Origin of the sequence: Paraburkholderia sp. J67, from assembly GCF_905220265.1 — a bacterium.
Taxonomy (GTDB): Bacteria; Pseudomonadota; Gammaproteobacteria; order Burkholderiales; family Burkholderiaceae; genus Paraburkholderia.
In genome coordinates this window covers 1-26302 of sequence record NZ_CAJMZK010000031.1, presented here as the reverse complement: position 1 = coordinate 26302, position 26302 = coordinate 1, and the positions used below count along the sequence as shown (strand labels likewise).

Sequence of the window (26302 nt, the reverse complement as noted above, 5' to 3'; positions counted from 1 at the left end):
GCAATGGTAAGATCCGGTCATGAAGAACACTCCCGCCAAAGCCCCAGCCGACGCGGCTGACCACGCCGAGGCTACGCCGCAACTGCGCGCGACGAGCACCGTGCACGCACCGGATGCGGTCCAACGACCGGCCGCGCGCACCCGCGCCAGCGCGCCGGAAATCGGGGCGGCATCCCCTGCTCCCGCATCGGGTACGCGCCGCAAAAAGGCGCCCGTGCAGGTGCGCGCGCAACTGTTGCAAGCGGCGTCCGAGATCGCCACCGACCACGGCGTACCCGCCGTCACGCTCGACGCGGTGGCCGAGCGCGCGGGAGTGACCAAGGGCGCGTTGCAGTATCACTTCGCCAACAAGCAAGGACTCCTTGACGCTCTGTTTGGGCAGACGCTCGAACGCTTCGAGCACCAGATGGAAGCACGCCTCGCGGCGGACCACGACAACGCCCAGGGCGCGCGGGCGCGCGCCTATCTGCATTCGAGCATCGACGAGATGAGCCCGGCCGCGAGCACCAACGTGCTGCGCGTGCTGGTGGCGGCGATGATGACCGACCCGGAGATTCGCGAGCGCTACGCCGCGCCCATGCGCAAGTGGACGCGCCCCGACCCGCTGCCGCTCGACCAGGCCGCGCGCCTCATGATCTGCCGCCTCGCGGCGGATGGCCTGTGGATTTCCGATCTGCTCGGCTATCAGGACATGTCGCCTGAGATGCGCGAGGAAGTCGTGCGGCAGATCGAGCAGATGACGCTCAACGCAGCCTGAAACGTCACTGCCGTATCAACCGCCAACCCGTGCGGTCGATGCGCGCACAACCAGATGCGGCGCAGTGGTGACGCACACTTTCGCCTCGCGCGCGCCTTGAGCCCCGTCCCGCCCCGCTGCTTTCGCCGCATCGGCGATCAATTCCCGCAGCAATGCCACGCCCAGTTCCGCCGCTTCGACCGTCGGCACCGCCACTGTGGTCAATGCGGGCCGCGATTCGCTCGCCAGTTGAATATCCGTGATACCGACCACCGAGAGCCTGCGCGGCACCTCGAAGCCGAGGTCGGCGGCGGCCTGCATCGCGCCCAGCGCCGGCAGATCGTTGGTCGTGAAAAGCGCCGTGAGATCGGGGTGACGCGTGAGCAGTTCGCGCGCCGCCGCGTAGCCGCCTTGCGTCGTATCGAGCGCATGAATCACGGGCGCGGCTTGCGCATCCAGCCCCGCCGCCTCCATCGCCGCCACGAAGCCCTCATAACGCGCCGCGTGAATGCCGTAGGCCTTGCTGCCCACGATCGCGCCAATGCGTCGATGTCCCAGTTCGATCAGATGCCGCGCGGCCAACTCGCCCGCCAGCCGAAAATCCACCGCCACGCACGGCAAGCCAGGCGGTTCCAGCGGCCTCTCCCACATGCAAAGCACGACAGGCGCGCCACGTAGTTCGGTGAGCATAAGATCGTCGAAGTCCAGATTCGCGTTCATCACGAGCACGCCTGCGGAGAGCGTGCCCGCGATCTGTTCGAGGTACGCGCGGCCCGTTTGCGGATCGCCGTCGGTATTGCAGATGATAAGGAACTGACCGCTGCTGCGCAGCGCGTTTTCCACCGCGAGCGCGAACTCGGGATAGAACGGATTGGCGATGCTCGACACCATCAGCGCGATGGTGGGCGCGCGACCTTCGGCCAGCGCGCGCGCCGGCAAATGCGGGCGATAGCCGAGAGCCGCGATCGCGTCCAGCACGCGCTGGCGCGTCGCCGCGCCCACACGGCCGCGATTGCGCAGCACGTTCGAGACGGTCGCGGGCGTGACCCCGGCATGGCGGGCAACTTCGGCAAGGGTGGGCGTGGGCATCGTGTCTCGTCATCTCATTATTTGGGAATGCGTTTCAACATTTGCCTGATTGACCCAGGCGGCGGCACCATTGGCCTCGCATTCCAGCGTTGCGCTCGACACCCACGAGGCGACGCCATCAATCGAACGACATCGGAGACAACGCTTCTGGCAGCCCGCGATCGCGCCCACGATCGTATTTTTTCGGCCACCTGATTAAGCGCTTAATCTCCGTTTCGAGCCGATTAGAACACGGAGACGGGACGAATGGCGAGCATTTCCTTGCGAGGTGTCCAGAAGGCCTACGGCGACAATGCGCCGGTGATACGCAATGTCGATCTGGAGATCGGCAAGAACGAGTTCTGCGTATTTCTCGGGCCGTCGGGCTGCGGCAAATCCACGCTTTTGCGCATGATTGCGGGCCTCGAAGATGTGAGCGACGGCGACGTATCGATCGGCGGCAAGCTGGTGAACGACGTGCCCGCCGCGCAGCGCGGCGTGGCGATGGTGTTCCAGAGTTACGCGCTGTTTCCGCACATGACGGTGTACGAGAACATGGCCTTCGGCCTGAAGCTCGCCAAAACGCCAAAGGCCGAAATCGACCGCAAGGTGCGCGAAGCCGCCCGTATTCTTCAACTCGAAGCGCTGCTTGAACGCCATCCCAAGGCGCTCTCGGGCGGCCAGCGTCAGCGCGTGGCGATTGGCCGCGCGATCGTGCGCGAGCCTGGCGTGTTCCTGTTCGACGAACCGCTCTCCAATCTCGATGCCACGCTGCGCGGCCAGACGCGCATCGAGATCGCGCGTCTGCACAAGCAGTTCGCCGACGCGAGCGTGGTCTACGTGACGCACGACCAGATCGAGGCGATGACGCTGGCCGACAAAATCGTCCTGCTGCACAGCGGTCAGGATACCGAACGATATGGCAGCATCGCGCAAGTGGGCGCGCCGCTCGAACTCTACCACCGGCCCGCGAGCCGCTTCGTGGCGGGTTTTATCGGCTCGCCACGCATGAATTTCCTGCCCGCGACCGTGACTGCCGCCGATGCGCAAGGCGTGAGCGTCACGCTCGACGGCAGCGGCGAAACCTTGCGCCTGCCCTTGCTGGCAGGTGTGCTCACGGCGGGCACACCCGTGACGTTTGGCGTGCGGCCCGAGCATCTGGAACTAGTCGCGCCTGACAGCACGTCGTCCCGCCCCGGCGAAACGCTCACGCTCTCGCGCAAGGTCACGCTCGTGGAAGCGCTCGGCGAGCACAGCTATGTGCATCTCGACCAGCCCGGCGGCACGACGCTGATCGCCAAGGCGCCCGGCGACGCGTTGCTCGCACCCGGCGACACGGCACAGTTCCGCGCGAACGCCGCCGTGTGCCATCTGTTCGCGCAGGATGGTTTCGCACTCGCGCCGCTCTCGGTGCAACCCCTTGAATCCGCCGCGCAACGCGCGTAACCCCATGAACGAGGACACAGGCATGCGCCTTGGAGTTTGCTACTACCCCGAGCACTGGCAGGAGTCGATGTGGAAAGACGACGCCGCGCGCATGAAGGCGCTCGGCATCGAACAGGTGCGGATTGGCGAATTCGCCTGGAGCCGCATCGAGCCCTCGCCCGGCGAATACGATTGGAGTTGGCTCGATCGCGCCATCGACACGCTCGGCGAAGCCGGTCTCAAGGTGGTGATGTGCACGCCCACGGCGACGCCGCCCAAGTGGCTCATCGATCGTCATCCCGAGATTCTGCCCGTGGGCGCCGATGGCCGTGCGCGCGCATTCGGCTCGCGGCGTCACTACGACTTCTCCTCGCCCGCCTGGTACGAGGCATCGCAACGCATCTGCGAAGCGGTCGCGAGCCGTTACGGCCAGCACCCCGCCGTTGCGTACTGGCAGACCGATAACGAATACGGCTGTCACAACACGGTCGTGAGTTATTCGGAAGCCGCCGTGCAACGCTTTCGCGCCTGGCTCGCCGCACGCTATGGCAGCATCGGCGCGCTGAACGCCGCCTGGGGCACAGTGTTCTGGAGCATGGAATATCGCAGCTTCGACGAAATCGACGCCCCCATCGGCACGGTCACGGAAGCGCATCCTTCGCATCGTCTCGATTACCGCCGCTTCGCCTCGGACGAAGTGCGGCGCTACAACCTCATGCAGGTCGAGATCATCCGCGCGCATTCGCCGGGTCGTCCCATCGCGCACAACTTCATGCAGTTGTTCACGGAGTTCGACCACTATAAGGTGGCCGCCGATCTCGACGTGGCGACGTGGGACAGCTACCCGCTCGGCGCGCTCGAAGAACAGTGGTACGCGCCGGACGTCAAGGCACGCTATCTGCGCACGGGCCATCCGGACTTCGCCTCGTTCAATCACGATGTTTATCGCGGGATGTCGAAGCTGCCGTTCTGGGTGATGGAGCAGCAGCCCGGGCCCGTGAACTGGGCGCAATGGAATCCCGCGCCGCTGCCCGGCATGGTGCGGCTCTGGAGTTGGGAAGCGTTCGCGCACGGCGCGGGCTGTGTCTCGTACTTCCGCTGGCGTCAGGCGCCGTTCGCGCAGGAGCAGATGCACGCGGGCCTCAATACGCCCGACAACCGACTCGATATTGGCGGTACGGAAGCCGCGCGTGTGGCGGAGGAAATTCGCACGGTGCTGGGCGACAGTCAAACCGATGCTACCGCGCGCGTCGAAACACGCGTTGCGCTGGTGTTCGACTACGAAGCGAAGTGGCTCTTCGAAGTGCATCCGCAAGGCGCGGACTTCCACTATCCGCGCTTTGCCGTCGAATATTATTCGGCGCTGCGCTCGCTGGGTTTCGATGTCGATATCGTGCCGGTGAACGCACCGCTCGATGGCTATCAGCTGATCGTAGTGCCGCCGCTGCCCGTCGTGCCCGACGATTTCGCGCAACGTCTCGCGCAATCGGGCGCGCAAGTCATTCTCGGGCCGCGCACCGGCTCCAAGACCGTCGACCTGCAGATTCCCGCGAATCTCCCGCCGGGCCCGCTCGCGGCGCTATTGCCCTTGCGCGTGTGGCGCGTGGAGTCGCTGCGGCCCAACGTGACCGAACCGGTGGCGTTCGCCGCTGATGCACAACCCGAAGGCCATGCTCGCCACTGGCGCGACCTGGTCGAGATCGATGCGGGCGCAACCGATGTACGCGCCCGCTTTGGTGACGGCCATCCCGCCTGGCTCACGCATGGCAACGTCCATTACCTCGCGAGCCTGTTCGACGATGCCACGACTGCCGCATTGTTCGCGCAGGTCGCGCGCGCCGCGGGGCTCGAGCCCACGCCGCTTGGCGACGCGCTGCGCGTGAGCCGCCGCGGCGGCCTGACCTGGGTGTTCAATTACGGCCCCGGTAGCCATCGCATCGCCGCCAGCGTTCCCGACTCGGCTTTTGTGATCGGCCAGCGCGAGATCGAAGCGCAAGGCGTCGCCGCTTACCGCACGCAGCACGGATAACGACGTAAAAACGACGTAAAACACAGGAGACAGGCATGACAACGAAACCCCGCACCGTCCTCGCCGCCATCGCGCTCGCGGCCGCCACGCTCACCGGCACGCTCGCAACATCGGCGCAGGCCGGTACGCTCGAAATCAACATCGCGTTCAAGGGTGCGAGCCAGCGCGCCGTATGGACGCAGGTGATCGACGAGTTCAAGAAGACCCATCCGGGCACGGACGTGAAAGTCTCGTTCGTCGATGAAGAGGCCTACAAGGTGCAGTTGCCGAACTGGCTCACGACCGCGCCGCCCGATATCGTGAACTGGCACAACGGCGAGCGCATGGCCTATTACGCGCAGCGCGGCCTGTTCGAAGACCTGTCCGGCGACTGGCAGAAGAACAACTGGGACAACATGTATGCCTCGACGAAGGAAGCTTCGTCGTACAAGGGCAAGCAGTACGCTGCGCCCACGGTCTATTACTCGTGGGGCATGTTCTATCGCAAGGACCTGTTCCAGAAAGTGGGTATCGCCAGCGAACCGAAAACCTGGAACGAGTTTCTCGACGACTGCAAGAAGCTCAAGGCCGCCGGTATCGCGCCGATCGCCGTGGGCGGTCGCGACGCGTGGACGCTCGCAGGCTGGTTCGACTATCTCGACCTGCGCCTGAACGGCAACAAGTTCCACCAGCAGTTGATGGCCGGCGACGTACCCTATACGGACCCGCGCGTGAAGAAGGTGTACACCACCTGGAAGCAGTTGATCGACGCGGGCTACTTCATCGACAATTCGCTGTCCTACGATCTGGACGCCGCGCAGCCCTTCCTGTTCCAGGGCAAGGCCGCGATGATGCTGATGGGCACCTTCATCACGGGCGGCTTCAGCCCGACGGTGAAGCAGCAGATGGGCTACTTCCAGTTCCCGATCATCGACTCGAACGTGCCGACCGCCGAGGATGGACCGGTCGAATCGCTGCATATTCCGTCGAAGGCGAAGAACAAGGCCGACGCGCACGCGTTCCTTGCCTTCGCGGAAACGCCGGACGTGGGCGCGCAACTCGCCAAGGGTCTGGGCTCGCTGTCCGCCAACAGCAAGTCGCCGGAACCGGAAGATGCGATTTCGAAGATCGGCTTCCAGATTCTCGCCAATACCAAGGGCGGCATCGCGCAGTTCTATGATCGCGACATGACCAAGGAAATGGCCGACGAAGGCATGAAGGGCATGCAGCAGTTCATCGCCGACCCGACCAAGATCGATTCGATCCTCGCGCAGCTCGAAGAAACGCGTAAGCGCATCTACAAGAAGTAAGGGCTGGAAGTCACCACGCACAGGCGGCGCGGCACGCAACAATCACGCATCACCCACGCAACACCGCGCGCCGCCGTGCGGATCGTTCTGGAGGCAGGCAGTGTCAACGACTCATCCCTCGACCGATCGCGGCGCAACGCTCGCGGCCCACGCCGTGGCACATCGTGCGGACAACGCAGCCGGTCACGGCCCCGCCAACGCGGGCGATGGCCGCACCAATGCCCCGCGCGCCACGCGTCCGCATGGCAAGCCGCGCCGCGTCTCGCCCACGGCGCGTCGCCAGCGTCGCGCGGCAGCGCTCTTTCTCGCGCCCGCCTGCATCATGGTGGCGATCTACGTGGTCTGGCCGATTCTCTCGACGATCCGCATCTCGTTCTATAACTGGGACGGCATGAGCGACGCGAGCTTTGTCGGCCTCGCCAACTACGTCGAGCTGTTTCACGCGGCCACCTTCTATACCGCGCTCAAGAACAACGTCATCTGGCTCGCGCTATTCCTGCTCGCGCCGCCGATGGGACTGGCCATCGCGCTGTACCTGAATCAGGCCGTGGCCGGCATCCGTATCGTGAAGTCGCTGTTTTTCGCGCCCTTCGTGCTCTCGGGCGTGGTGGTCGGGCTGATCTATTCGTGGTTTTACGATCCGACCTTCGGCCTGCTCGCGGTGCTGCTCGGGCACGGCATTCCGGTGCTGGGCGATCCGCATTACGCCACCCCCGGCATTATCTTCGCGGCGCTGTGGCCGCAGACCGCCTACTGCATGATCCTCTACCTCACCGGCCTCACGACGCTCAACAGCGAACAGATCGAGGCCGCGCGCATGGAAGGCGCAAAGGGCTGGACGCTGCTCTGGCACGTCATCCTGCCGCAATTGCGGCCCGTGACCTTCATGGCCATCGTGGTGACGGTGATTGGCGCGCTGCGCAGCTTCGATCTGATTTCGGTGATGACGGGCGGCGGCCCGTTCGAAAGCTCGACCGTGCTGGCCTACTACATGTACGACCAGGCGATCAAATACTACCGGCTGGGCTATTCCGCCGCGATTGCCGTGGTGCTGTTTGCGATCATGCTGCTCTATATCGTCTATCACCTGCGCCGCCTGCTCAAGAACGAGCAGTGACCGCCCGGACAAATCGCGAAGGATAACTGAGGAATCGACGATGTTTCCCATTCCCATCGACAAATGGAAGCCCGCGCCTCGCCGGCTCTACAAACTCTCGCTGCCGATTGCGCTGCTCATCTGGCTACTGCCGATGATCGCCGTGCTGGTGACCTCCGTGCGCTCCACCGACGAACTCAGCGAAGGCAACTACTGGGGCTGGCCCAAGCACTTCGCGCTGATCGACAACTACCGCGAAGCGCTGACCACCTCGCCGATGCTCCATTACTTCTGGAACAGTGTGCTGATTACGGTGCCTTCGGTGGTCTGCGCGATCGCGCTCGCGGCGATGGCAGGCTTCGCACTGGCGATCTATCGCTTTCCGGGCAACTCGGCGCTGTTTGCCGCCTTCGTCGCGGGCAATTTCGTGCCGATTCAGGTGCTGATGATTCCGGTGCGCGACCTCACGCTCAAGCTCGGGCTCTATAACTCGGTGGGCGGGCTGATCCTGTTTCACCTCTCGTTTCAGACCGGCTTTTGCGCGCTCTTTCTGCGTAACTTCATCAAGCAGTTGCCGTTCGAACTCGTGGAGGCGGCGCGCATCGAGGGCGCGAACGAGTGGACGGTGTTCGTGCGCATCATCCTGCCGCTGATCCGCCCCGCGCTCGCGGCGCTGGGGATTCTGGTGTTCACGTTCGTGTGGAACGATTATTTCTGGGCGCTGTGCCTCACCCAGGGCGACGACGCCGCGCCAATCACCGTGGGCGTGGCCGCGCTCAAGGGCCAGTGGACGACGGCGTGGAATCTGGTGTCGGCGGGGTCGATTCTCGCCGCGCTGCCCTCGGTCGCGATGTTCTTCGCGATGCAGAAGCATTTCGTGGCGGGGCTGACGTTTGGGGCGACGAAGGGGTGAGGGGCGGCGCCCCATGCCATAAGCGCCCCTTTGTGTTCCTGTCTCGCGCCCGCGCACCCCGTTCGGGGCCTGCGCGGGCGGAATCATTTCATGCGTTCCGCTTCGCTTAACCACGGCTCCAGATCGCCCACCCCACCCCCGCCCCACATAAAATCCCCCGCCTCCCGACGCAAAACCGCGACCCACGCCGCCGCGCCGTGTAAACTGCTGCCTTTTTTATCTCTTGTGGTGGTATGGTCCCTCCCCCGCAGCGGACGGTCCTGAGCGGTCCGGCCCTCGTTCGATTGCTTGCGCGCCTTGGCGAAACCGACGTGCAGGCCTCGTCGCAGCCGCTCGCCGACCGGCTGAGCCAGTGGCTCGGCTGGACCGACGCGATCGCGCTCTCGACCGTGCTGAGCGCCCCTGCGCCCGCCATGGGCCGTGGAGGACGCAGCAACGGCGAGGACGAGGCGCAGCATTGCCTGAGCCTGCGCTCGGCGCTGTCGAAGGCCATCGTCACCGACGGCGTGCTCGCGCCGCCGCGTCCGCCCGTGCGCCATGGGCGCGCGCAGCAGGCCGCGCCGGTGCAGGAAGCGCCCGAGATGCCCGCCGACTACGCCGTGTACCGCCAGTGCTATCTCGCGCTCCAGCAGAAGATGGAAACGGATATCGGCGATATGCGCTCGCGGCTGCGCAACCGGCTGGCGTCGCAGTCGTCGGCGATGGCGAAGCTCGCGGCGCTGGACGCCGTGATGGAGCGCTCGATGGCCGTGCGCGAGCGCAACCTGCTCGGTACGCTGCCCGGCCTGCTGGGCAAGTATTACGAGCGTCAGCGCAAGGCCGCGCAACTCGCTCAGGCACAAGCCGATACCGCGGCGCAAGCCAAAGCCGAGGATCAAGCCGAGCCGCGCGCCCAGGTTCCACCCGGCACGTGGCTCAGCGCGTTCCGTAAAGATATGCAGAGCATCTTGCTCGCCGAACTGGATGTTCGGTTTCAACCGGTCGAAGGGCTAATCGCAGCGCTTCGCACCCGCTAACCCAAACGCTATGTCCAGACTTCGCATTGATCTCGTCGTTTTCATCGCTGGCCTGCTCGCGGTTTGCTGGATCGGCGCCGCCTATGTCGGCTCCAATCCGCTCGCGCTCGCGGTCACGCTCCTGATCGGCGCCTGCTACGTGGGCGGCGCGCTCGAACTGCGCCGCTATCGCCAGTCCACCGCCAGCCTCGCGCAGGCCGTGGAAGCCCTGGCCGCGCCCTCGGCCACCGCGCCGGCAACGCTGAGCGCCTGGCTCGATCGCCTGCATCCGAGCCTGCGCAGCGCCGTACGCGTGCGCATCGAAGGCGAGCGCGCGGCCCTGCCCGGCCCCGCGCTCACGCCCTATCTGGTCGGCCTGCTCGTGTTGCTCGGCATGCTGGGCACGCTGCTCGGCATGGTGACGACGCTGCGCGGCACCGGCATTGCGCTCGACGGCGCCACCGATCTCGACGGCATCCGCACCGCGCTCGCGGGTCCGATCCGCGGCCTCGGCTTCGCGTTCGGCACCTCGATCGCGGGCGTGGCCAGCTCGGCCATGCTCGGCCTGCTTTCGGCGCTGTGCCGCCGCGAGCGCATCGAAGCCGCCCAGCATCTCGACGCGCAGATCGCCACCACGCTGCGTCCGTTCTCGCACGCGCATCAGCGCGAGGCGAGCTTCGCGCTGATGCAGCGCCAGGCCGACGCGCTGCCGCTGCTGGCCGAACGCCTCCAGTCGATGATGACGGCCATCGAGCGCCAGAGCGCCACGCTCGGCGAGCGCCAGATCGCCAGCCAGGAAACCTTTCTTGGCAACGCCGAGGCGACCTATGCGCGTCTCGCGTCGTCGGTGGGCGATTCGCTGAAGGCGAGCGCCGCCGAGAGCGCGCGCGCCGCCGGTCAGGCCTTCGCGCCGGTCGTCGAAGCGACGATGGCGGGTCTCGCGCGCGAAAGCGCCGCGCTGCACGGCACGCTCACCCAGGCCGTGGAGCGTCAGCTCGATGGCCTCACGTCGGGCTTCGAGGCCAACGCCTCGCGCGTCGCGGGCATCTGGAACGCCGCGCTCGACGAACAGCGCCGCGCCGGCGAAGCGCTCGCGCACGATCTGCAAGGCGCGCTCGAGCGCTTCAGCACGACCTTCGAAACGCGTTCGGCCCATCTGGTGCAGGACGTCGATGCGCGCCTCGCGGCTTCGGCGGCGGGGGTCTCGCAGTCGTGGCAGGAGGCGCTGGCGCGTCAGGAACGCGCGGGCGAAAAGCTCGCGGGCGACAATCAGCAGGCGCTCGCCGCGGCGGCCGCGACCTTCGAGCAACACGCGGCCGCGCTCGTGCGCGCCGTGGGCGACGCGCAGGCCGAGTTGCAGACGCAACTCGCCGCGCGCGACGAGGTGCGCCTTGCGACCTGGCGCGGCACGCTCGATACGATGAGCACGTCGCTGCGCGACGAATGGCGCGCGGCGGGCACCCAGGCGTCCGAACAACAGCAGGCGATCTGCACGACGCTCGCGCAGACCGCCGACACGATCGTCGCTCGCACCGAGGCGCACGCGAACAGCACGATCGCCGAAATCACCCGCGCCGCCGAAACGGCGAGCGCAGCGTGGGAGACGGCCAGCACGCAGGCGGCCGAGCGTCAGCAAGCGGTGTGCGAGACACTCGCGAGCACCGCCAGCGCGGTCGCCTCGCACGCCGAAGCGCATACCAACACCACGATTGCCGAAATCACCCGCGTGGCCGAGGCCTCGTCGAGCGCATGGCAGGCGGCGAGCACCCATGCAGCGGAGCGTCAGCAGGCGATCTGCGACACGCTTGCGCAAACGGCTAGTGCAATCACGGCGCAAAGCGAAGCTCAGGCCAGCGGCACGATCGCCGAAATTGCGCGTGCGGCTGAAGCGAATGCGAGCGCATGGCAGGCGGCGAGCACGCATGCGGCAGAACGCCAGCAAGTGATTTGCGACGCGCTTGCGCAAACGGCTGGCGCAATTTCGGCGCAGACCGAAGCGCATGCCAACGGCACCATCGCTGAAATCGCGCGCGCCGCACAAGCGAACGCATCCGAATGGCAGGCTGCCAGCGCGCAGGCAGCAGAACGTCAGCAAGCGATCTGCGATGCGCTTGCGCAAACGGCCAACGCTATCTCTGCTCAAACCGAAGCCCACGCCAACAGCACCATCGCCGAAATCGCGCGTGCAGCTGAGGCAAATGCAAGCGCATGGCAGGCCGCGAGCGCGCATGCAGCAGAACGTCAGCAGGTTATTTGCGACGCGCTCACGCAAACCGCGAACGCAATCTCCGCTCAAACGGAAGCGCACGCCAACGGCACCATCGCCGAAATCGCGCGTGCAGCTGAGGCAAATGCAAGCGCATGGCAGGCCGCGAGCGCGCATGCAGCAGAACGTCAGCAAGCGATCTGCGACGCGCTTGCGCAAACGGCGAACGCTATCGCCCAGCAAACCGAAGCGCACGCAAACGGCACCATTGCGGAAATCGCGCGTGCCTCACAAGCGAATGCAGCCGAATGGCAAGCGGCGAGCACGCAGGCAGCAGAACGCCAGCAAGCGATCTGCGACGCGCTTACGCAAACCGCCAGCGCCATCTCCACGCAAACCGAAGCGCACGCCAACGGCACTATCACCGAAATCGCGCGTGCAGCAGAAGCGAACGCAAGCGCATGGCAGGCAGCCAGCGCCCACGCCGCAGAACGCCAGCAAGCCATCTGCGACGCGCTCACGCAAACCGCCAACGCCATCTCCGCGCAAACCGAAGCCCACGCCAACGGCACCATCGCCGAAATCGCGCGCCTCGTCGAAGCGGCCTCGGAAGCACCGCGCGTGGCTGCCGAAGTCGTCGCGGAACTGCGCCAGAAGCTGCACGAAAGCATGGTGCAGGACACCGCCATGCTCGAAGAGCGTGGTCGCCTGCTCGCCACCGTCACCACGCTGCTCGACGCCGTGAATCACGCGAGCACCGAACAACGCGCGGCCATCGGCGCGCTCGTCGATACCTCGGCGGGCCTGCTGGAGCGCGTGGGCGCGCGCTTCGACCAGCAGGTCGAAGCCGGTGCGCAGACGCTCGAAGGCGTCGCGGCCCAGGTCACGGGCAGCGCCGTCGAAATGTCGAGCCTCGGCGACGCCTTCAGCGCGGCCGTGCAGCACTTCGGCGCCTCGAACGACAAGCTCATGACGCAGCTCGAACGTATCGAGGGCGCGCTCGACAAGTCGCTTGCGCGCAGCGACGACCAGCTCGCCTACTACGTCGCCCAGGCGCGCGAGGTGGTCGATCTGAGCCTGCTGTCGCAGAAGCAGATCGTCGATAGCCTGCAACGCCTGGCCGGGACGGAAGCCGCATGAACGACGAGATCGACGGCGGCGTAGAGCCGACCGCGCCGGTCTGGGCCGCGTTCGGCGACCTGATGGCGGCGCTGCTGGGTGCCTTCGTGCTGATTCTCGTCGGCGTGATCGGCATGCAGATGGAAGCCTCCTCGCGCCTCGCGCACGAGGTCAAGGCGCGCCAGCAGGAGGCGCAGCGTCGCCAGACGCTCGAACAGGCGCTCGCCGGCCCGCTCGCGGCGGGCCGCGTGACGCTCGTGAACGGGCGCATCGGCATCAGCGGCAGCGTGTTGTTCGCGCTGAACTCCGACCAGTTGCAGCCTCAGGGGCGCGACCTGCTCAAGAGCCTCGCAGGCCCGCTCACGGCCTATCTGCACGATCGCGACGAAATCCTCATGGTGAGCGGTTTCGCCGACGACCAGCAGGTCCACGCCGGGAACCGCCGCTTTGCCGACAACTGGGAACTGTCCGCCGAGCGCGCACTGACCGTCACGCGCGCGTTTATTGATGCGGGCGTGCCCGCGGCCTCGGTATTCGCGGCGGCGTTCGGCTCGGAACAGCCGGTGAGTTCGAACGCCGACGAAACCGGCCGCGCGAAGAATCGCCGCGTGGAAATCGCGCCCGTGCCGCGCTCGTCGAGCATGAGCAACGCGGCGGCACATCCCGCCAGCCAGGTCGCAGCGACCCGGGATACACATGAGTGACGGCGTGCAGAACGTTGCGGATGCATCGGATACGCCAGCGGCCAGCGCGAGCAGCGCAGCGCGCGTGACGCTCGATGCGTGGCGCGCGCAAGGCGCCGATCGTGTCGATGTCGTGCGCTTCGCGACGCTCGACGCGCTGGAGCGGCGCGCCTGCGCATTGACGGGCGCTGCGCGCGACGTGCTGGACGCCCGCATCGACACGCTGATCGCAGCCTATGCAAAGCGGCTCGAAGCGGCATCGCCTGAAAGCAACGCACACGCCTCGCCGCAAGCTGCATCGACCAACGATGCACTCGCCGCGCTGATCGAAACGATGTCGCGCGAAGTGCGTGCGGGCGCACCCACCACGCTGCTCGATTATTTCCGCGACGTGTGGTCGAAGGTAAGCGCCGACCAGCAGGTGCAACAATCGCTCGATCAGGTGCCGAAAAACGCGGGACCGCTCAATTCGAGCAGTCTCGTGCACCGTGCGCTGCTGCTCATGCGCGAGCTTTCACCCGGCTATCTGCGCCAGTTCCTCGCTTATGCGGACGGACTCGCGTGGCTCGAAGACCTGCATGCGAGTGCGGCTCCGCCCGCTGCGGCCGCGGCACAAACCCCGCGCGCAAGCGCCGCGAAAAAGCCCCGGCGCACGCGTACCCGCGCATAGCGCACGCCAGTCGCGGCCATCTGCGCGACGTAGTCTCCACCTTCCGTGGCATGATCGCAGCGTCCTGCTGCATCCCGATCGCATCCCTCTCGACGTCGGCTCGTCCGCTTAAACGGAGCGCGCATCATGTCACGATCCCTGTCCCGCCTGGCCGGTGTTTGCGCTGGCGTCCTCGCATCGGCCGCGCTGCTCACGGCCTCCGTTGCCTTCTCCTGCACGCGCGCTCTCTATGTGGGCGACAGCGGACTCGTCATCACAGGCCGCACGATGGACTGGTCCGAAGACATGCGCTCGAACCTCTGGGTGTTCCCCGCCGGGATCGAGCGCGACGGCAACGCCGGGCCGAAATCGCCGCACTGGCGCGCGAAATACGGCAGCGTAGTGGTGTCGGGCTACGACATCGGCAGCGTGGACGGCATGAACGAACGCGGCCTCGTCGCCAATGCGCTCTATCTCGCGGAGACCGATTACGGCAAGCCCAACTCGGGCCGTGAGCCGCTCGCGATCAGCCTGTGGGCGCAATACGCGCTCGACAACTTCGCAACCGTGAGCGAGGCCGTGGAGGCGCTCGGCAAGGAACCGTTCCAGATCATCGCCCCACCGCTGCCCAACGGCAAACCCATCACGATCCACCTCTCGCTGTCCGACGCAAGCGGCGACTCCGCGATCCTCGAATATCTCGACGGCAAGCTCGTGATCCATCACGGCAAGCCGTATCGCATCATGACGAATTCGCCGATCTACAGCGAACAGCTCGCGCTCGATACCTACTGGAAAGGCGTCGGCGGCCTGAGCTTCCTGCCGGGCACGAACCGCGCCGCCGACCGCTTCGTGCGCGCCTCCTTCCTGCTCGACGCGATTCCGAAAAGCCCCGACCCCAACTACATGGCCGGCGTGCCGAAGCAGAACGGCGCCTACCAGCAGGTCGCCAGCGTGATGAGCGTGATGCGATCGGTGAGCGTGCCGCTTGGCATCCGCACGCCCGAGACGCCCAATCTGTCCTCGACGATCTGGCGCACCGTGGCCGATCAGACCGACCTCGTTTATTACTTCGACTCGGCCACGCGGCCCGATACGTTCTGGGTGTCGCTGCGCAAGCTCGATCTGAAGCCCGGCGCGCCGGTGCTGAAGCTCACGATCGAGGACGGGCAAATGTTCACGGGCGAGACCGCCGACAAGTTCGTGCCCACTCCCTCGTTCAAGTTCATGCCCGCGCCCGCCCCGTGATGTCGCATAGCCGGATTCACAAATAGTTCGGCGTCCAGATCATTCGAATATAGCCGCATCGCAAGCGACGCCCGCGCCACCATCGCGAGCGTCGTTGCCTGTCACGCCTGAAATCTGCGCTGACGCAGATAACCCGCCACGGCAAGCGCCGCACAGCATCCGAGCGTCGCGATCACTTCGCGCCGATGATCTTCGCTGGCGACCATCACGGCGAACGCCCCGCCGATCATCAGCACGACCAGGATGCCGAGAAACGGATGCAGCCACATCCGCACCTTCAGCGGTCCAGCTGCCAGCAAGCGCTTGCGCAGACGCAACTGGCTCACGGCGATCACGAGATACACGAGCAACGCGATCGCGCCCGTCGTGGACAGCAAGGCATCGAATACGTACTTCGGCGCGAGGTAGTTCGCCCCACATGCCAGAAAGGCGACGAGACTGGACGCCAGCACGGCGCGCGCGGGCACGCCGCTCGCGGTCGTGTGCGTGACGAATGCGGGCGCCTGACTTCTGCGGCCAAGCGAGTACATCATGCGCGAAGCCGTATAGAGCGCCGAATTCAGGCAACTGCCCACCGCGACCAGGATGAGCGTATCGGTAATCAAGCGTGCATAGGGCACATGAAACGCCTGCAGCACGGCCTGATACGCGCCCAGCCGCGTGAGGTCCGGATTGTTCCAGGGCACCACGCAGATGATGACGAGGATCGAGCCGATATAGAACAGCGAAATACGCCAGACGACGGACGTGATCGCCCGGCCAATTTCGCGCGCGGGGTTTTCGGATTCGGCGGCGGCGATGGTGACGACCTCGGTGCCGAGGAACGTGAACATCGTCGTCAGCAGCGCGCCCACGATCGGCGCCATGCCGCGCGGCGCGAAACCGTCGTGCCCCGTGATCGTCTGCCAAGGTGTCAGATGCACCGACGGCACGAAGCCCGCAATCGCCGCAACACCGCAGCCGATGAAAAGCAGGATCGCCGTCACCTTGATGATGGAGAACCAGAACTCCATCTCGCCGTAGTTCTTCACACTGGCGAGATTCACCGCCGTGAGCGCGGCGGTCACGAGTACGGAAAACTGCCAGACCGGCACCTCGGGCAGCCAGCCGTTGAGGATATGGGCCGCGGCCGTCGCCTCCAGCGGCACGACGAGCACCCAGAACCACCAGTACATCCAGCCGATCGTAAAGCCGGCCCACGAGCCGATCGCCTTGTCCGCGTAGGTCGAGAAGGAGCCCGAATCGGGCATCGCGCAGGCCATTTCGCCGAGCATGCGCATCACCGTCACGACCAGCAGACTGCCGAACACATAGGCCAGCACGGCGGCCGGCCCCGCTTCCGCGATCGCGTGGCCGGAGCCGACGAAAAGGCCCGCGCCGATGCTGCCGCCAATCGACAGCATCACAACGTGCCGCTGTTTAAGTCCATCGCCGAGGTGTTGCGAGCCGATGCTCGGGCTTCGTTCCGTCGTGGCACCCATGCCGGCCGTGTCGCTAAAACCCACGGCGCCATCGATCAATCCGGTTGGTCGATCAAGCTGTCGCATGTGTCTTCCTCCGTTGCTTTTTGTCGGGGACTGGGGGACTGCCCGGTCAGGCATCGTTCTCAGACGGTCACGCTGGCGTTGCGCGACGACCTTGCTGCGCCATTTGCGCGTCGACGCTCACCTGGCTCATACGCCGCGTTCGCATCTGATGACATTCATGATCCCGAGCCAATATCACGCGATATAGAAGCCTTGCGACCGCTTGCATAACGGATGCGACAGCGGATACGACCACTTCACGCGCCGCCGCGAGCCTGCGCGTCGCATGCGTTCACCGCCCCGCCTTATCCCACGGGCATTTCAGCCCGTTTCCCAGGGTAATCACCTAGCCTCATTTTCAAAGCGTTCCGGCGCTACTTCGCTCGTAAACCCTTATTTTTTCTCGGTCTATCTAAAACCTATACTGCGTCTACAATTTGTATACAACGAGAAACGGGACAAAAAAGCGGCCGATGGTGGTCTGGGCGTAAGGCCCGGAACGCAGGGAGGAAGCCGGCACGATCCACCGTTCGCAGGGCGCAAACGCGCAAGCGAAAGCCCCCGCAGCGGTCCGATCGACACCGTCTGGTTGTATTGGCCGCGCGGGTCGGCGCATCGCTCAGGTGCGTCGTCCCCTGGAAAGCGCGAACGAGTTTCAAGCGAAATTGGAAATCAGGAATGCAAACGGTTACATCGCTTCCCGCGGACGACAAGATGTGTGGCTGGTATCACACGAGTCGGCCGAGAACGCCCAGGGCGGCACACACGGGCGAGACGAAGACGCGCTGGGCAATCATCGGCGCGGGCTTCACGGGTCTGGCCGCCGCCCGGCAGCTCGCACTGAATTTCCCCGACGATGAAGTCGTGCTGGTCGACGCGCAGGAAGTCGGCTTCGGCACCTCGGGGCGCAATGCGGGCTTCGCCATCGATCTGCCGCACGACATTGGCGCCGACGATTACATCGGCGACATCGCCACGGCAAAAACGACGATGAAGCTCAACCTGCTCGGGCAGACGATCCTGCGCGAGCTGGTCGACAAACACGGCATCGACTGCCACATGACCGCGTCCGGCAAATACCAGGCGGCGGTGGAAGAGCGTGGCGTGGCCGTGCTCGACGCCTACCGTCGCGGGCTCGACAAGCTGGGCCAGCCGTATGAAATGATCGAAGGCAGTGCGTTGCCCGACCATATCGGCACCTCGTTTTATCGCAAGGCGCTGTTTACGCCCGGCACGGTGCTAGTGCAGCCCTCGGCGCTCGTCAAGGGTCTCGCCGATTGCCTGCCGCCCAACGTGACGCTCTACGAACACACGCCGATCACCGAGGTGGAGTACGGCGAGAAGATCGTGCTGGCGCATCGCAACGGCCGCATCACGGCCGACAAGCTGCTGCTGGCGAATAACGCGTTCGGCATGCGTTTCGGCTTTCTCCAGCGCACCATGCTGCCGGTGTTTCTCTATGCGAGCCTGACGCGCCCGCTGACCACCGCCGAACAAGCGGCGCTGGGCGGCAAGCCGTTCTGGGGCGTGATTCCCGCCGACCCGTTCGGCAGCACGCTGCGCCGCACGCACGACAACCGCATCCTCGTGCGCAACAGCTTCTCGTTCAATCCGGACGGCCGCCCGAAGGAAGAGTGTCTGTCGCGCTTCACCGAACGCCACCGTCTGTCGTTCGAGCGGCGCTTCCCGATGCTGCCGCAAGTCGATTTCGAATACACGTGGAGCGGCTCGCTCGCGCTCTCGCAGAACCACAAGGGCTTCTTCGGCCAGCTCGCGCCCAATGTGTATGGCGCGCTGTGCTGCAACGGCCTGGGCATCACACGCGGCACCGTGACCGGCACGCTGCTCGCCGACTGGCTCGCGGGCAAGCCTCATGAACTGACCGATTTTCTGCTGGCGACGTCGGGCCCGAACAAGGCCCCGCCCGAGCCTTTCCTCTCGATGGGCGTCAACGCGACGCTCTGGTGGGGACAACGCAAAGCGGGGCTCGAAAGCTGAGCAATCCTGATCGATAGCGATAACGGAGGCGCGCAAACCGGCGCATCGACCGGTCGCGCCTTGAACGACTAGCTCTACACGCAGCGCGTTTTGACGTGTTGCACCCAATTTCATGGAAGGAGACTGGCAATGTCGAACCAACACGTATCCATTGAGGACGTTCCGCTCAATGGTTTTCATCAGTTGCTCACGATTCGCTCCAGCGGCGGCTGGCTCATGGACGGCTACGTTCTGAGCATCATCGGCGTGGCGATGGTGCAGTTTTCCAAGGCACTCGGCCTGACCAGCTTCTGGGAAGGCATGGTGGCCGCTTCGGCGCTCATCGGCATCTTCGCGGGCGGCTTTCTCGGCGGCTGGCTGTCCGACCGGCTCGGGCGTCAGAAGCCCTACTTCTTCGGCCCCGTCATCTTCTTCGTGTGCTCGCTCGCGCAACTGTGGGTGCATTCCGGCGAGGCGCTGTTCGTGCTGCGCTTTCTGATCGGCATTGGCGTGGGCATTGAATATCCCGTCGCCGGCTCGCTGCTCGTCGAATTCATGCCGCGCAAGTATCGCGGCCCGCGCCTCGCCCTGCTGACCATCATCTGGTTCCTTGGCGCCGCGCTCGCGTATATCGTCGGCAACCTGATCCTGAGCAGCGGCGCGCCCGAAGCCTGGCGCTGGGTGCTGGCCAGCCCCGCTGTGATCGGTCTCGCGCTGTTCATCGTGCGCATCGGCACGCCCGAATCGCCGCGCTGGCTGCTCAGCAAAGGCCGTCGCGCCGAAGCCGAAGCGATCATCAAGAAGGTCTATGGCCCGACCTTCTCGCTGAAGAATCTGCCCGAAGAACGGGCCGAAAAGAAGACCTCGCTGCTGGCGCTGCTGCATTCCGGTTATGGCCGCCGCATGCTGTTCGTCACGGTGTTCTGGAGCTGCTCGGTGATTCCCGTGTTCGCGGTCTACTCGTTCGCACCGCGCGTGCTCGAAGCGCTGAACCTGACCGGCCAGTGGGAATCGTTCGGCTCGGTCGCGATCACCCTGCTGTTCGTGGTGGGCTGCATCATCGCCACGCGCATCATCAACGTGATCGGCCGCCGCGCGATGGTGATTCACAGCTTCCTGTGGTCGGCGCTTGCCCTGCTCGCGCTCGGCGCCTGCTCGAACGGCTCAGCCATTCTCATCCTCGTGCTGTTCGGCGCCTATGCGGTGTTGATCGGCGGCGCGCAGGTGCTGCAACTGGTCTACCCCAACGAAATTTTCCCGACCGATATCCGCGCCTTCGCGGTTGGCATGGGTGCTTCGCTCTCGCGTATCGGCGCCGCCATCGGCACGTGGATGGTGCCCATCGCGCTGAACACCATCGGCATCGGCAACACCATGTATGCGGCTGCGGCGGTCTCGTTCATCGGCCTCGTCGCCTCGATGGCGCTGGCGCCCGAGACCCGCTCGCTCAGCTTGCAAGAGGCCGCTTCGCTCAATCATTGAAGCGCCCCAAAAGATCGACCTGCGCGCCGCCAGCCATCGCTACGCGGCGCCCTTTTTCAACACACCTGTTTCCCTTTCAGCGGAAGGATCATCATGAACTTTGAAGGCATCTACACCCCGGCCATCACGCCCCTCGACGCAACCGGCCAGATCGACAAAAAGGCCTTTGCCGAGGTGCTCGAATCGCTGATCGCAGCGGGTGTGCACGGCATCATCATCGGCGGCTCGACCGGCGAATACTATGCGCACACCGCGCAGGAGCGCTTCGATCTGGGCAACCTCGCGAAGGAAGTGATCGGCTCGCGCACGGCGCTGATTATCGGCACGGGCGCGGTGCGCACCGAAGATTCGGTGGAATACGCGAAGGCCGCGAAGTCGATCAAGGCGGACGCGATCCTCGTGGGCTCGCCGCCCTACGCGCTGCCGACCGAGCAGGAAAACGCCCTGCATGCGCTCACGATCGACCGCGCCGCCGATCTGCCGATCATGCTCTACAACTACCCCGGCCGCATGAGCGTGTCGATGGGCCGCGAATTTTTCAACACCGTGCTGGCCGCGTCGAAGAACTTCGTCGCCATCAAGGAAAGCTCGGGCCAGACGGGCCAACTGCACATGCTCGCGCGCGAATTCCCGCAACTCGGTCTGTCGTGCGGCTGGGACGATCAGGCGCTGGAGTTCTTCGCATGGGGCGCGCGTAGCTGGGTCTGCGCAGGCTCGAACTTCCTGCCGGCCGAACACATCGCCCTCTATCAGGCCTGCGCGGTGGAAAAGGACTTCGACAAGGGCCGCCGCATCATGTCGGCGATGCTGCCGCTGATGGATTTCCTCGAAGAAGGCAAGTTCGTGCAGTCGATCAAGCACGGCTGCGAGATCGTCGGCCTGCGTAGCGGCGGCGTGCGCGCACCGCTTCAGGCGCTCAACGACGAGGAAAAACAGCGCCTGGCGAGCGTCGTCGCCGAACTCAAGCGTGAAGTCGCAGCCGCGGTTGCCGGAGGAAAAGCCTGATGGCCGATCTACTCACCGCTGCGCAATACGCCGAGATCGCCGCGAATCTGCGCCTGCCGACCCAGGCCTTTATCGACGGCGCGTTCGTGCCGTCGATTTCTGGCGAGACGTTCCAGACCCTCAATCCGGCCACCGACGCGCCGCTTGCGGACATCGCGTCCTGTAACGCCGACGACGTCGATCTCGCCGTCGCGAAGGCCCGCGCCGCGTTCAAGGATGGCCGCTGGCGCAATCTGCCGCCGTCGCGCCGCAAGAGCGTCCTGCTGAAGTTCGCCGATCTGCTCGAAGAACACGCGCACGAACTCGCGACGATGGAAAGCCTCGACAGCGGCAAGCCGATTCGCGAGTGCCAGAACACCGACATGCCGGAAACGATCCACACGATCCGCTGGCACGCCGAGTTGATCGACAAGATCTACGACGCCACGGCGCCGGTTGGATCGAATGCGCTCTCGCTGGTCGTGCGCGAGCCGATCGGCGTGGTTGGCCTTGTTTTGCCGTGGAATTTCCCGCTGCTGATGCTGGCGTGGAAGATCGGCCCGTCGCTCGCGGCCGGTTGCTCCATCGTCGTGAAGCCCGCGAAGGAAACCACCCTGACGGCCCTGCGCGTGGCCGAACTCGCGCACGAAGCGGGCGTGCCCGCAGGCGTCTTCAACGTGCTGCCCGGCGGCGGCAAGGAAGTGGGCGAGCCGCTGGGCCGCCATGCCGATGTCGATATGGTCAGCTTCACCGGTTCGACCGTCACGGGCCGCCGCTTCCTGAACTATGCGGCGGACTCCAATCTCAAGCGCATCGTGCTCGAATGCGGCGGCAAGAATCCGGCCGTCGTCTTGCGCGATGCGGACGATCTCGATACAGTCGCGCAGCACGTCGTAAACGGCGCGTTCTGGAACATGGGCGAAAATTGTTCCGCATCGTCGCGCCTGATCGTGCATGCCGATATCAAGGACGCCCTCCTTGAGCGCATCGGCGTGCAGATGCGCGAATGGAAGATGGGCGATCCGCTCGATCCGGAACACCGTATCGGCGCGATGGTCAGCAAAGCCCACTTCGAAAAGGTCCGCTCGTATCTGGAGCAGGCGCATACGGAGCAGTTGCCCATCGCCTTTGGCGGCGACACCGAACACGGGATCTTCGTCGAGCCGACGGTCGTGGACGGCGTGAGCCGGGACAGCCGCCTCTTCCAGGAAGAGATCTTCGGCCCGGTCCTGTCGGTCACGACCTTCAACGAGATCGGCGAAGCGATCGAACTGGCCAACGACTCGGTCTATGGTCTCGCGGCCTCGGTCTATACCAGCAACCTGAACCACGCGATCCGTCTCTCGCGCGAGATTCGCGCGGGCGTCGTGACCGTCAACTGCTTCGGCGAAGGCGACATTACGACGCCGTTCGGCGGCTACAAGGAGTCGGGTTTCGGCGGCCGGGACAAATCGGTCTGGGCGCACGACCAGTACACCGAGATCAAGACGATCTGGATCGACGTGCCCGCGGTGAGCGGCTGAGCGGCTGAAGCAGCCGGGCGCAGCGGCCCACCCAGACGGGAATACACCATGAAAAGCAGGTTGGAAGGATGAAAAGCAAGGACACCGCCACGCTGATCGGGCTTATCGCGATCATGTTGTGGGCTTCGATCGTCGCGCTGATTCGCGGCGTGAGCGAGAGCTTCGGCGCCACCGGCGGCGCCGCGCTGATGTACACGGTCGCCTCGGTATTCCTCATGGTGACGGTGGGCTTGCCCGACCTGCGGACCTTCCCGCGCCGCTATCTCGTCTGGGGCAGCGTGCTGTTCGTCGCCTACGAACTGTGCCTGTCGCTATCCATCGGCTATGCCAACGACGGCAGGCAGGCCATCGAAGTCGGTATGGTCAACTATCTGTGGCCGACCTTCACACTGGTCTCGGCCATCGTGTTCAACAAGGTCAAGGCGAATCTGCTGGTCGTGCCCGGCTTCGTGCTGTCGATGCTGGGCATCGGCTGGGTGCTGGGCGGCGATCGGGGCATCGACCTGCCCGGCATGCTGGCGCACGTGAAGGACAATCCGCTGAGCTACGGGCTGGCGTTTTCCGGCGCGCTGATCTGGGCGGCCTACTGCACCGTGACCGCGCGCCTCGCCCAGGGCAAGAACGGCGTCACACCGTTCTTCATGCTCGTCTCGGTCGTGCTGTGGGCCAAGTATGCGATCGAAGGCGGCGGCGCGATGACGTTCGATGTTCACGGCGTCGTCTATCTGCTGCTGGCCGCGGGCGCAATGGGCTTTGGCTACGCGGCCTGGAACATCGGCATCCTGCATGGCAACGCCACGGTGCTGGCCGGCGCGTCGTATTTCATCCCCGTGATTTCCGCGGCGCTCGCCGCGACCCTGCTGCACGCGCCCCTCGCCCAGGCGTTCTGGCACGGCGCGATGATGGTCTGCGGCGGCTCGATCCTGTGCTGGCTGGCGACGCGCTCGAAGCGCGCAAAGACCGTGGCGGAAGCGGAAGAAACCGAAAAATGTTCGTGAGCCGTCGCGATGCGCGCTTGCAGAATCAGGTGCGGATCGCGATGCCCCCCCGGACGGCGGGTTGCCGGGTCAAGTGGTGAATTCTCGTGCGGAGATTTATAGTACACAGAGAGTAGACAGAAAATCTGATCAGACAACCCCATGAAACAACGCCCCGACGAAGCCCCTACCGAATCGAACGTGCCCGTGGATCGCAAGATCGTGCTGGCGGAGACGCTGCGGCGCCGGATCGTCAGCATGGAATTGCAGCCGGGCGCCGTGGTGGATGAACTGGCCCTGTGCGACGAATTCGGTCTGTCGCGCCCGCCCGTGCGCGAACTGATGCGCCAGATGGCCGCCGAGGGCTATATCGAGCTGGAAGCCAATCGCGCCGCGCGCGTTTCGTCGATGAGCTACCACTCGCTGCGCAGTTTCTTTCTGGCCGCGCCGCTGATTTACGTCGCGACCACGCAACTCGCAGCGGCCAACGCCACCGCGGCGGACGTCGCGAGGCTCAAGGAGATCCAGCGGCGCTTCCGGCTGGCGATCGACGAACACGACGTGGACAATCGCGTGCTCTACAACGACCAGTTCCACCTGGAAATCGGCAAGATGGCCCAGAACGACTATCTGATGCCCAGTCTGCGCCGTCTCCTGATCGACCATGCGCGCCTGGGCAAGACGTTTTACCGCTATCCGGCCAGCGAAAACATGCAGCACGAGATGCATCAGGCGGCCGACCAGCACGACGAGATCATCGACGCCATCGCCCAGCACAATGCCGAGCGCGCCGGTGAACTCGTGAAGGCGCATTGGGAGTTGTCCCGTCGCCATATGACGGACTATGCGATTCCGGAAGGGCTGGAAATACCGCTGAGTTTTGCGTGATCCTCGCGTTCGCGGCGCGTGGCACGCCGCATACCGCTGCCTCATTCGCCGCCTCGTGAACGCCCCGGCATCGGCCACGAGGCCGTAAGCGCAGCCGGCCCTTTCCATGATCATGCGCGTCATGATCCTGATTAGATCATTTCGGCATCCTATCGATTTTTTTGCAGTCAACATCTGTGTTCGTCATGCCGCATTTGATCGCCCCGCCCCACCCGGAACAGACACGGCCGCTTCGATTCGGCATTGTCCTGCTGCCTAATTTCACGTTGACGGCCTTTTCGGGTTTCGTCGATCTGCTACGCCTCGCCAGCGACGACGCCGATATGAGCCGCCCCGTGCGCTGCTCATGGACGATCCTCGCGGAATCGCTCGCTCCCATACGCGCGAGTTGCGGCATTCAGGTGACGCCTTGGGTGACGTTCGACGACGCCGGAGAGTTCGACTATCTCGTGGTCGTGGGCGGACTGCTGCATTCCGGGCCCACGGCAAGCGACGCGACACTGCGTTTCATTCGCGCCGCCGCGGCCACCTCCGCCACCCTCATCGGCATCTGCACGGGTGCGTTCGCGCTGGCCCGCGCGGGCGTGATGGAGGAGCACCGCATCTGCGTGAGCTGGTTTCACTACTGGGACTTCGTCGAGCGCTTCCCTGCGATCCCTGAATCGAACCTGATTGCCGATCGTCTCTTCGTGATCGACCGGCGGCGTATCACCTGCTCGGGCGGACGCGCGTCGATCGATGTGGCCGCCGCCATCCTGCTACGGCATTTCGACGCGAGCATCGTGCAGAAGGCGCAGCGCATCCTGATCGTCGACGATGCGCAGCGAGGCAATGCTCCGCAGCCCTATCCGCCGGGACTCGATCCCGCGGCGCATCCCAAGGTGCGCCGCGCCATTCTCATCATGGAGCAGCACATCGGCAATCCACTCTCGCTCACCGAGCTGGCCAGGCGGGTGGACACCTCCGTGCGCCAGCTCGAACGACTGTTCTTCAGCGAGACGGGCACCTCGCCCAATGTGTACGGACGCCAGATACGCCTGCGCACCGCCGCATGGATGCTGTCGGCTTCCGACCGCACCGTCTCCGATATCGCGATGTCCTGCGGTTTCTCCGATTCGTCGCATCTCGGGCGGGAGTTTCGCAAGGCCTTCGACCAGACGCCCGGCGCCTACCGCAGCGCGCGCTCGCATGCTCATGCCGATGCTCACGAGGCGGTCGCCGCCGTCGCATGAGGTGCGCACCCGGCACGATGTAGCGGCGCATCCCGCAGGCTTGTCGCAAACGTTCTAGCGTGGCGGCGCGGCGTGCTTTCAAATAGCGTCAACGCCGCCGTCGAGCGGGAACCTGAGAGCAAGCCCCCCTGGAAGCCGACACCGCGGTTGTCTCGCGCCGTGGTCACGTCAATCTGGTCACGTCAATCTGGAATGGAATAGACATGTTCAAACGCGCCGCCTCAACCGTCGAGAATATCGATCCCGAACTTTTCAAA

20 protein-coding genes are annotated in these 26302 nt (G+C 65.1%); 18 read left to right on the top strand and 2 right to left on the bottom strand.

The window, feature by feature from the left end:
• Nucleotides 1–19 precede the first annotated feature (19 nt).
• Complete coding sequence (locus U5782_RS34805) at nucleotides 20–757, top strand: TetR/AcrR family transcriptional regulator (RefSeq protein ID WP_322048386.1); 738 nt, start codon at nucleotides 20–22, stop codon at nucleotides 755–757.
• Between the two features lie 15 nt (nucleotides 758–772).
• Here U5782_RS34805 and U5782_RS34800 read toward each other — a convergent pair whose 3' ends face one another.
• Nucleotides 773–1825: a LacI family DNA-binding transcriptional regulator gene (locus tag U5782_RS34800; RefSeq protein WP_322048385.1), complete on the bottom strand. Its 1053-nt coding sequence runs from the start codon at nucleotides 1823–1825 to the stop codon at nucleotides 773–775.
• Nucleotides 1826–2071: 246 nt separating this feature from the next.
• On the opposite strand from U5782_RS34800, the gene U5782_RS34795 reads away from it, so the two are divergent.
• The 10 genes from U5782_RS34795 to U5782_RS34750 all read left to right on the top strand — a co-directional run bounded on the left by U5782_RS34795 (nucleotide 2072) and on the right by U5782_RS34750 (nucleotide 15456).
• A complete protein-coding gene (locus tag U5782_RS34795; RefSeq protein ID WP_322048384.1) occupies nucleotides 2072–3250 on the top strand; it encodes a sn-glycerol-3-phosphate ABC transporter ATP-binding protein UgpC in 1179 nt (392 codons plus the stop codon).
• A 22-nt stretch (nucleotides 3251–3272) separates the two neighbouring features.
• Nucleotides 3273–5258, top strand: coding sequence for a beta-galactosidase (locus U5782_RS34790; protein WP_322048446.1), 1986 nt, complete (start codon nucleotides 3273–3275; stop codon nucleotides 5256–5258).
• A 35-nt stretch (nucleotides 5259–5293) separates the two neighbouring features.
• Nucleotides 5294–6547 carry an ABC transporter substrate-binding protein gene (locus U5782_RS34785; protein WP_322048383.1) on the top strand — a complete coding sequence of 418 codons (1254 nt, stop codon included), beginning with the start codon at nucleotides 5294–5296 and terminating at the stop codon, nucleotides 6545–6547.
• Between the two features lie 100 nt (nucleotides 6548–6647).
• Nucleotides 6648–7664, top strand: a complete 1017-nt coding sequence (locus U5782_RS34780; RefSeq protein ID WP_322048382.1) for a sugar ABC transporter permease — start codon at nucleotides 6648–6650, stop codon at nucleotides 7662–7664.
• A gap of 40 nt (nucleotides 7665–7704) precedes the next feature.
• The gene (locus tag U5782_RS34775) at nucleotides 7705–8556 is read left to right on the top strand and encodes a carbohydrate ABC transporter permease (protein ID WP_322048381.1); all 852 of its coding nucleotides are present in this window, start codon (nucleotides 7705–7707) and stop codon (nucleotides 8554–8556) included.
• Nucleotides 8557–8789: 233 nt separating this feature from the next.
• A complete protein-coding gene (locus U5782_RS34770) occupies nucleotides 8790–9572 on the top strand; it encodes a DUF3348 domain-containing protein (RefSeq protein WP_322048380.1) in 783 nt (260 codons plus the stop codon).
• 10 nt (nucleotides 9573–9582) lie between these two features.
• Nucleotides 9583–12897, top strand: a complete 3315-nt coding sequence (locus U5782_RS34765; protein WP_322048379.1) for a DUF802 domain-containing protein — start codon at nucleotides 9583–9585, stop codon at nucleotides 12895–12897.
• Nucleotides 12894–13580 (top strand): OmpA family protein, encoded by a 687-nt coding sequence (locus tag U5782_RS34760; RefSeq protein ID WP_322048378.1) that lies wholly within the window; start codon nucleotides 12894–12896, stop codon nucleotides 13578–13580. The genes U5782_RS34765 and U5782_RS34760 overlap by 4 nt, the downstream gene beginning before the upstream one ends.
• Nucleotides 13573–14229: a DUF2894 domain-containing protein gene (locus U5782_RS34755; protein WP_322048377.1), complete on the top strand. Its 657-nt coding sequence runs from the start codon at nucleotides 13573–13575 to the stop codon at nucleotides 14227–14229. The genes U5782_RS34760 and U5782_RS34755 overlap by 8 nt, the downstream gene beginning before the upstream one ends.
• 126 nt (nucleotides 14230–14355) lie before the next feature.
• Complete coding sequence (locus U5782_RS34750; protein WP_322048376.1) at nucleotides 14356–15456, top strand: linear amide C-N hydrolase; 1101 nt, start codon at nucleotides 14356–14358, stop codon at nucleotides 15454–15456.
• A gap of 101 nt (nucleotides 15457–15557) precedes the next feature.
• Here U5782_RS34750 and U5782_RS34745 read toward each other — a convergent pair whose 3' ends face one another.
• A complete protein-coding gene (locus tag U5782_RS34745; RefSeq protein WP_322048445.1) occupies nucleotides 15558–16937 on the bottom strand; it encodes an amino acid permease in 1380 nt (459 codons plus the stop codon).
• 723 nt (nucleotides 16938–17660) lie between these two features.
• Between U5782_RS34745 and U5782_RS34740 the strand changes: the two genes are divergently transcribed.
• The 7 genes from U5782_RS34740 (at nucleotide 17661) to U5782_RS34710 (ending at nucleotide 26045) form a co-directional block, all read left to right on the top strand.
• Entirely contained in the window at nucleotides 17661–18980 is a 1320-nt protein-coding gene (locus U5782_RS34740; protein ID WP_322048375.1) for an FAD-binding oxidoreductase, read from the top strand.
• A gap of 129 nt (nucleotides 18981–19109) precedes the next feature.
• Nucleotides 19110–20441 carry an MFS transporter gene (locus tag U5782_RS34735; protein ID WP_322048374.1) on the top strand — a complete coding sequence of 444 codons (1332 nt, stop codon included), beginning with the start codon at nucleotides 19110–19112 and terminating at the stop codon, nucleotides 20439–20441.
• Between the two features lie 93 nt (nucleotides 20442–20534).
• Nucleotides 20535–21446, top strand: coding sequence for a dihydrodipicolinate synthase family protein (locus tag U5782_RS34730; RefSeq protein ID WP_322048373.1), 912 nt, complete (start codon nucleotides 20535–20537; stop codon nucleotides 21444–21446).
• Entirely contained in the window at nucleotides 21446–22948 is a 1503-nt protein-coding gene (locus tag U5782_RS34725) for an aldehyde dehydrogenase (RefSeq protein WP_322048372.1), read from the top strand. Before U5782_RS34730 ends, U5782_RS34725 begins: the two co-directional genes overlap by 1 nt.
• A 68-nt stretch (nucleotides 22949–23016) precedes the next feature.
• A complete protein-coding gene (yddG, locus tag U5782_RS34720; RefSeq protein ID WP_322048371.1) occupies nucleotides 23017–23946 on the top strand; it encodes an aromatic amino acid DMT transporter YddG in 930 nt (309 codons plus the stop codon).
• Between the two features lie 141 nt (nucleotides 23947–24087).
• The gene (locus U5782_RS34715; RefSeq protein WP_322048370.1) at nucleotides 24088–24813 is read left to right on the top strand and encodes a GntR family transcriptional regulator; all 726 of its coding nucleotides are present in this window, start codon (nucleotides 24088–24090) and stop codon (nucleotides 24811–24813) included.
• 185 nt (nucleotides 24814–24998) lie between these two features.
• The gene (locus tag U5782_RS34710; protein ID WP_322048369.1) at nucleotides 24999–26045 is read left to right on the top strand and encodes a GlxA family transcriptional regulator; all 1047 of its coding nucleotides are present in this window, start codon (nucleotides 24999–25001) and stop codon (nucleotides 26043–26045) included.
• Nucleotides 26046–26302 lie beyond the last annotated feature (257 nt).

Bases quoted from the DNA above. Each gene is read 5' to 3' on its own strand.
- U5782_RS34805 (WP_322048386.1), top strand. From the start codon at position 20: ATGAAGAACACTCCCGCCAAAGCCCCAGCCGACGCGGCTGACCACGCC.
- U5782_RS34800 (WP_322048385.1), bottom strand. From the start codon at position 1,825: ATGCCCACGCCCACCCTTGCCGAAGTTGCCCGCCATGCCGGGGTCACG.
- U5782_RS34795 (WP_322048384.1), top strand. From the start codon at position 2,072: ATGGCGAGCATTTCCTTGCGAGGTGTCCAGAAGGCCTACGGCGACAAT.
- U5782_RS34790 (WP_322048446.1), top strand. From the start codon at position 3,273: ATGCGCCTTGGAGTTTGCTACTACCCCGAGCACTGGCAGGAGTCGATG.
- U5782_RS34785 (WP_322048383.1), top strand. From the start codon at position 5,294: ATGACAACGAAACCCCGCACCGTCCTCGCCGCCATCGCGCTCGCGGCC.
- U5782_RS34775 (WP_322048381.1), top strand. From the start codon at position 7,705: ATGTTTCCCATTCCCATCGACAAATGGAAGCCCGCGCCTCGCCGGCTC.
- U5782_RS34770 (WP_322048380.1), top strand. From the start codon at position 8,790: ATGGTCCCTCCCCCGCAGCGGACGGTCCTGAGCGGTCCGGCCCTCGTT.
- U5782_RS34765 (WP_322048379.1), top strand. From the start codon at position 9,583: ATGTCCAGACTTCGCATTGATCTCGTCGTTTTCATCGCTGGCCTGCTC.
- U5782_RS34760 (WP_322048378.1), top strand. From the start codon at position 12,894: ATGAACGACGAGATCGACGGCGGCGTAGAGCCGACCGCGCCGGTCTGG.
- U5782_RS34755 (WP_322048377.1), top strand. From the start codon at position 13,573: ATGAGTGACGGCGTGCAGAACGTTGCGGATGCATCGGATACGCCAGCG.
- U5782_RS34750 (WP_322048376.1), top strand. From the start codon at position 14,356: ATGTCACGATCCCTGTCCCGCCTGGCCGGTGTTTGCGCTGGCGTCCTC.
- U5782_RS34745 (WP_322048445.1), bottom strand. From the start codon at position 16,937: ATGGGTGCCACGACGGAACGAAGCCCGAGCATCGGCTCGCAACACCTC.
- U5782_RS34740 (WP_322048375.1), top strand. From the start codon at position 17,661: ATGCAAACGGTTACATCGCTTCCCGCGGACGACAAGATGTGTGGCTGG.
- U5782_RS34735 (WP_322048374.1), top strand. From the start codon at position 19,110: ATGTCGAACCAACACGTATCCATTGAGGACGTTCCGCTCAATGGTTTT.
- U5782_RS34730 (WP_322048373.1), top strand. From the start codon at position 20,535: ATGAACTTTGAAGGCATCTACACCCCGGCCATCACGCCCCTCGACGCA.
- U5782_RS34725 (WP_322048372.1), top strand. From the start codon at position 21,446: ATGGCCGATCTACTCACCGCTGCGCAATACGCCGAGATCGCCGCGAAT.
- yddG (WP_322048371.1), top strand. From the start codon at position 23,017: ATGAAAAGCAAGGACACCGCCACGCTGATCGGGCTTATCGCGATCATG.
- U5782_RS34715 (WP_322048370.1), top strand. From the start codon at position 24,088: ATGAAACAACGCCCCGACGAAGCCCCTACCGAATCGAACGTGCCCGTG.
- U5782_RS34710 (WP_322048369.1), top strand. From the start codon at position 24,999: ATGCCGCATTTGATCGCCCCGCCCCACCCGGAACAGACACGGCCGCTT.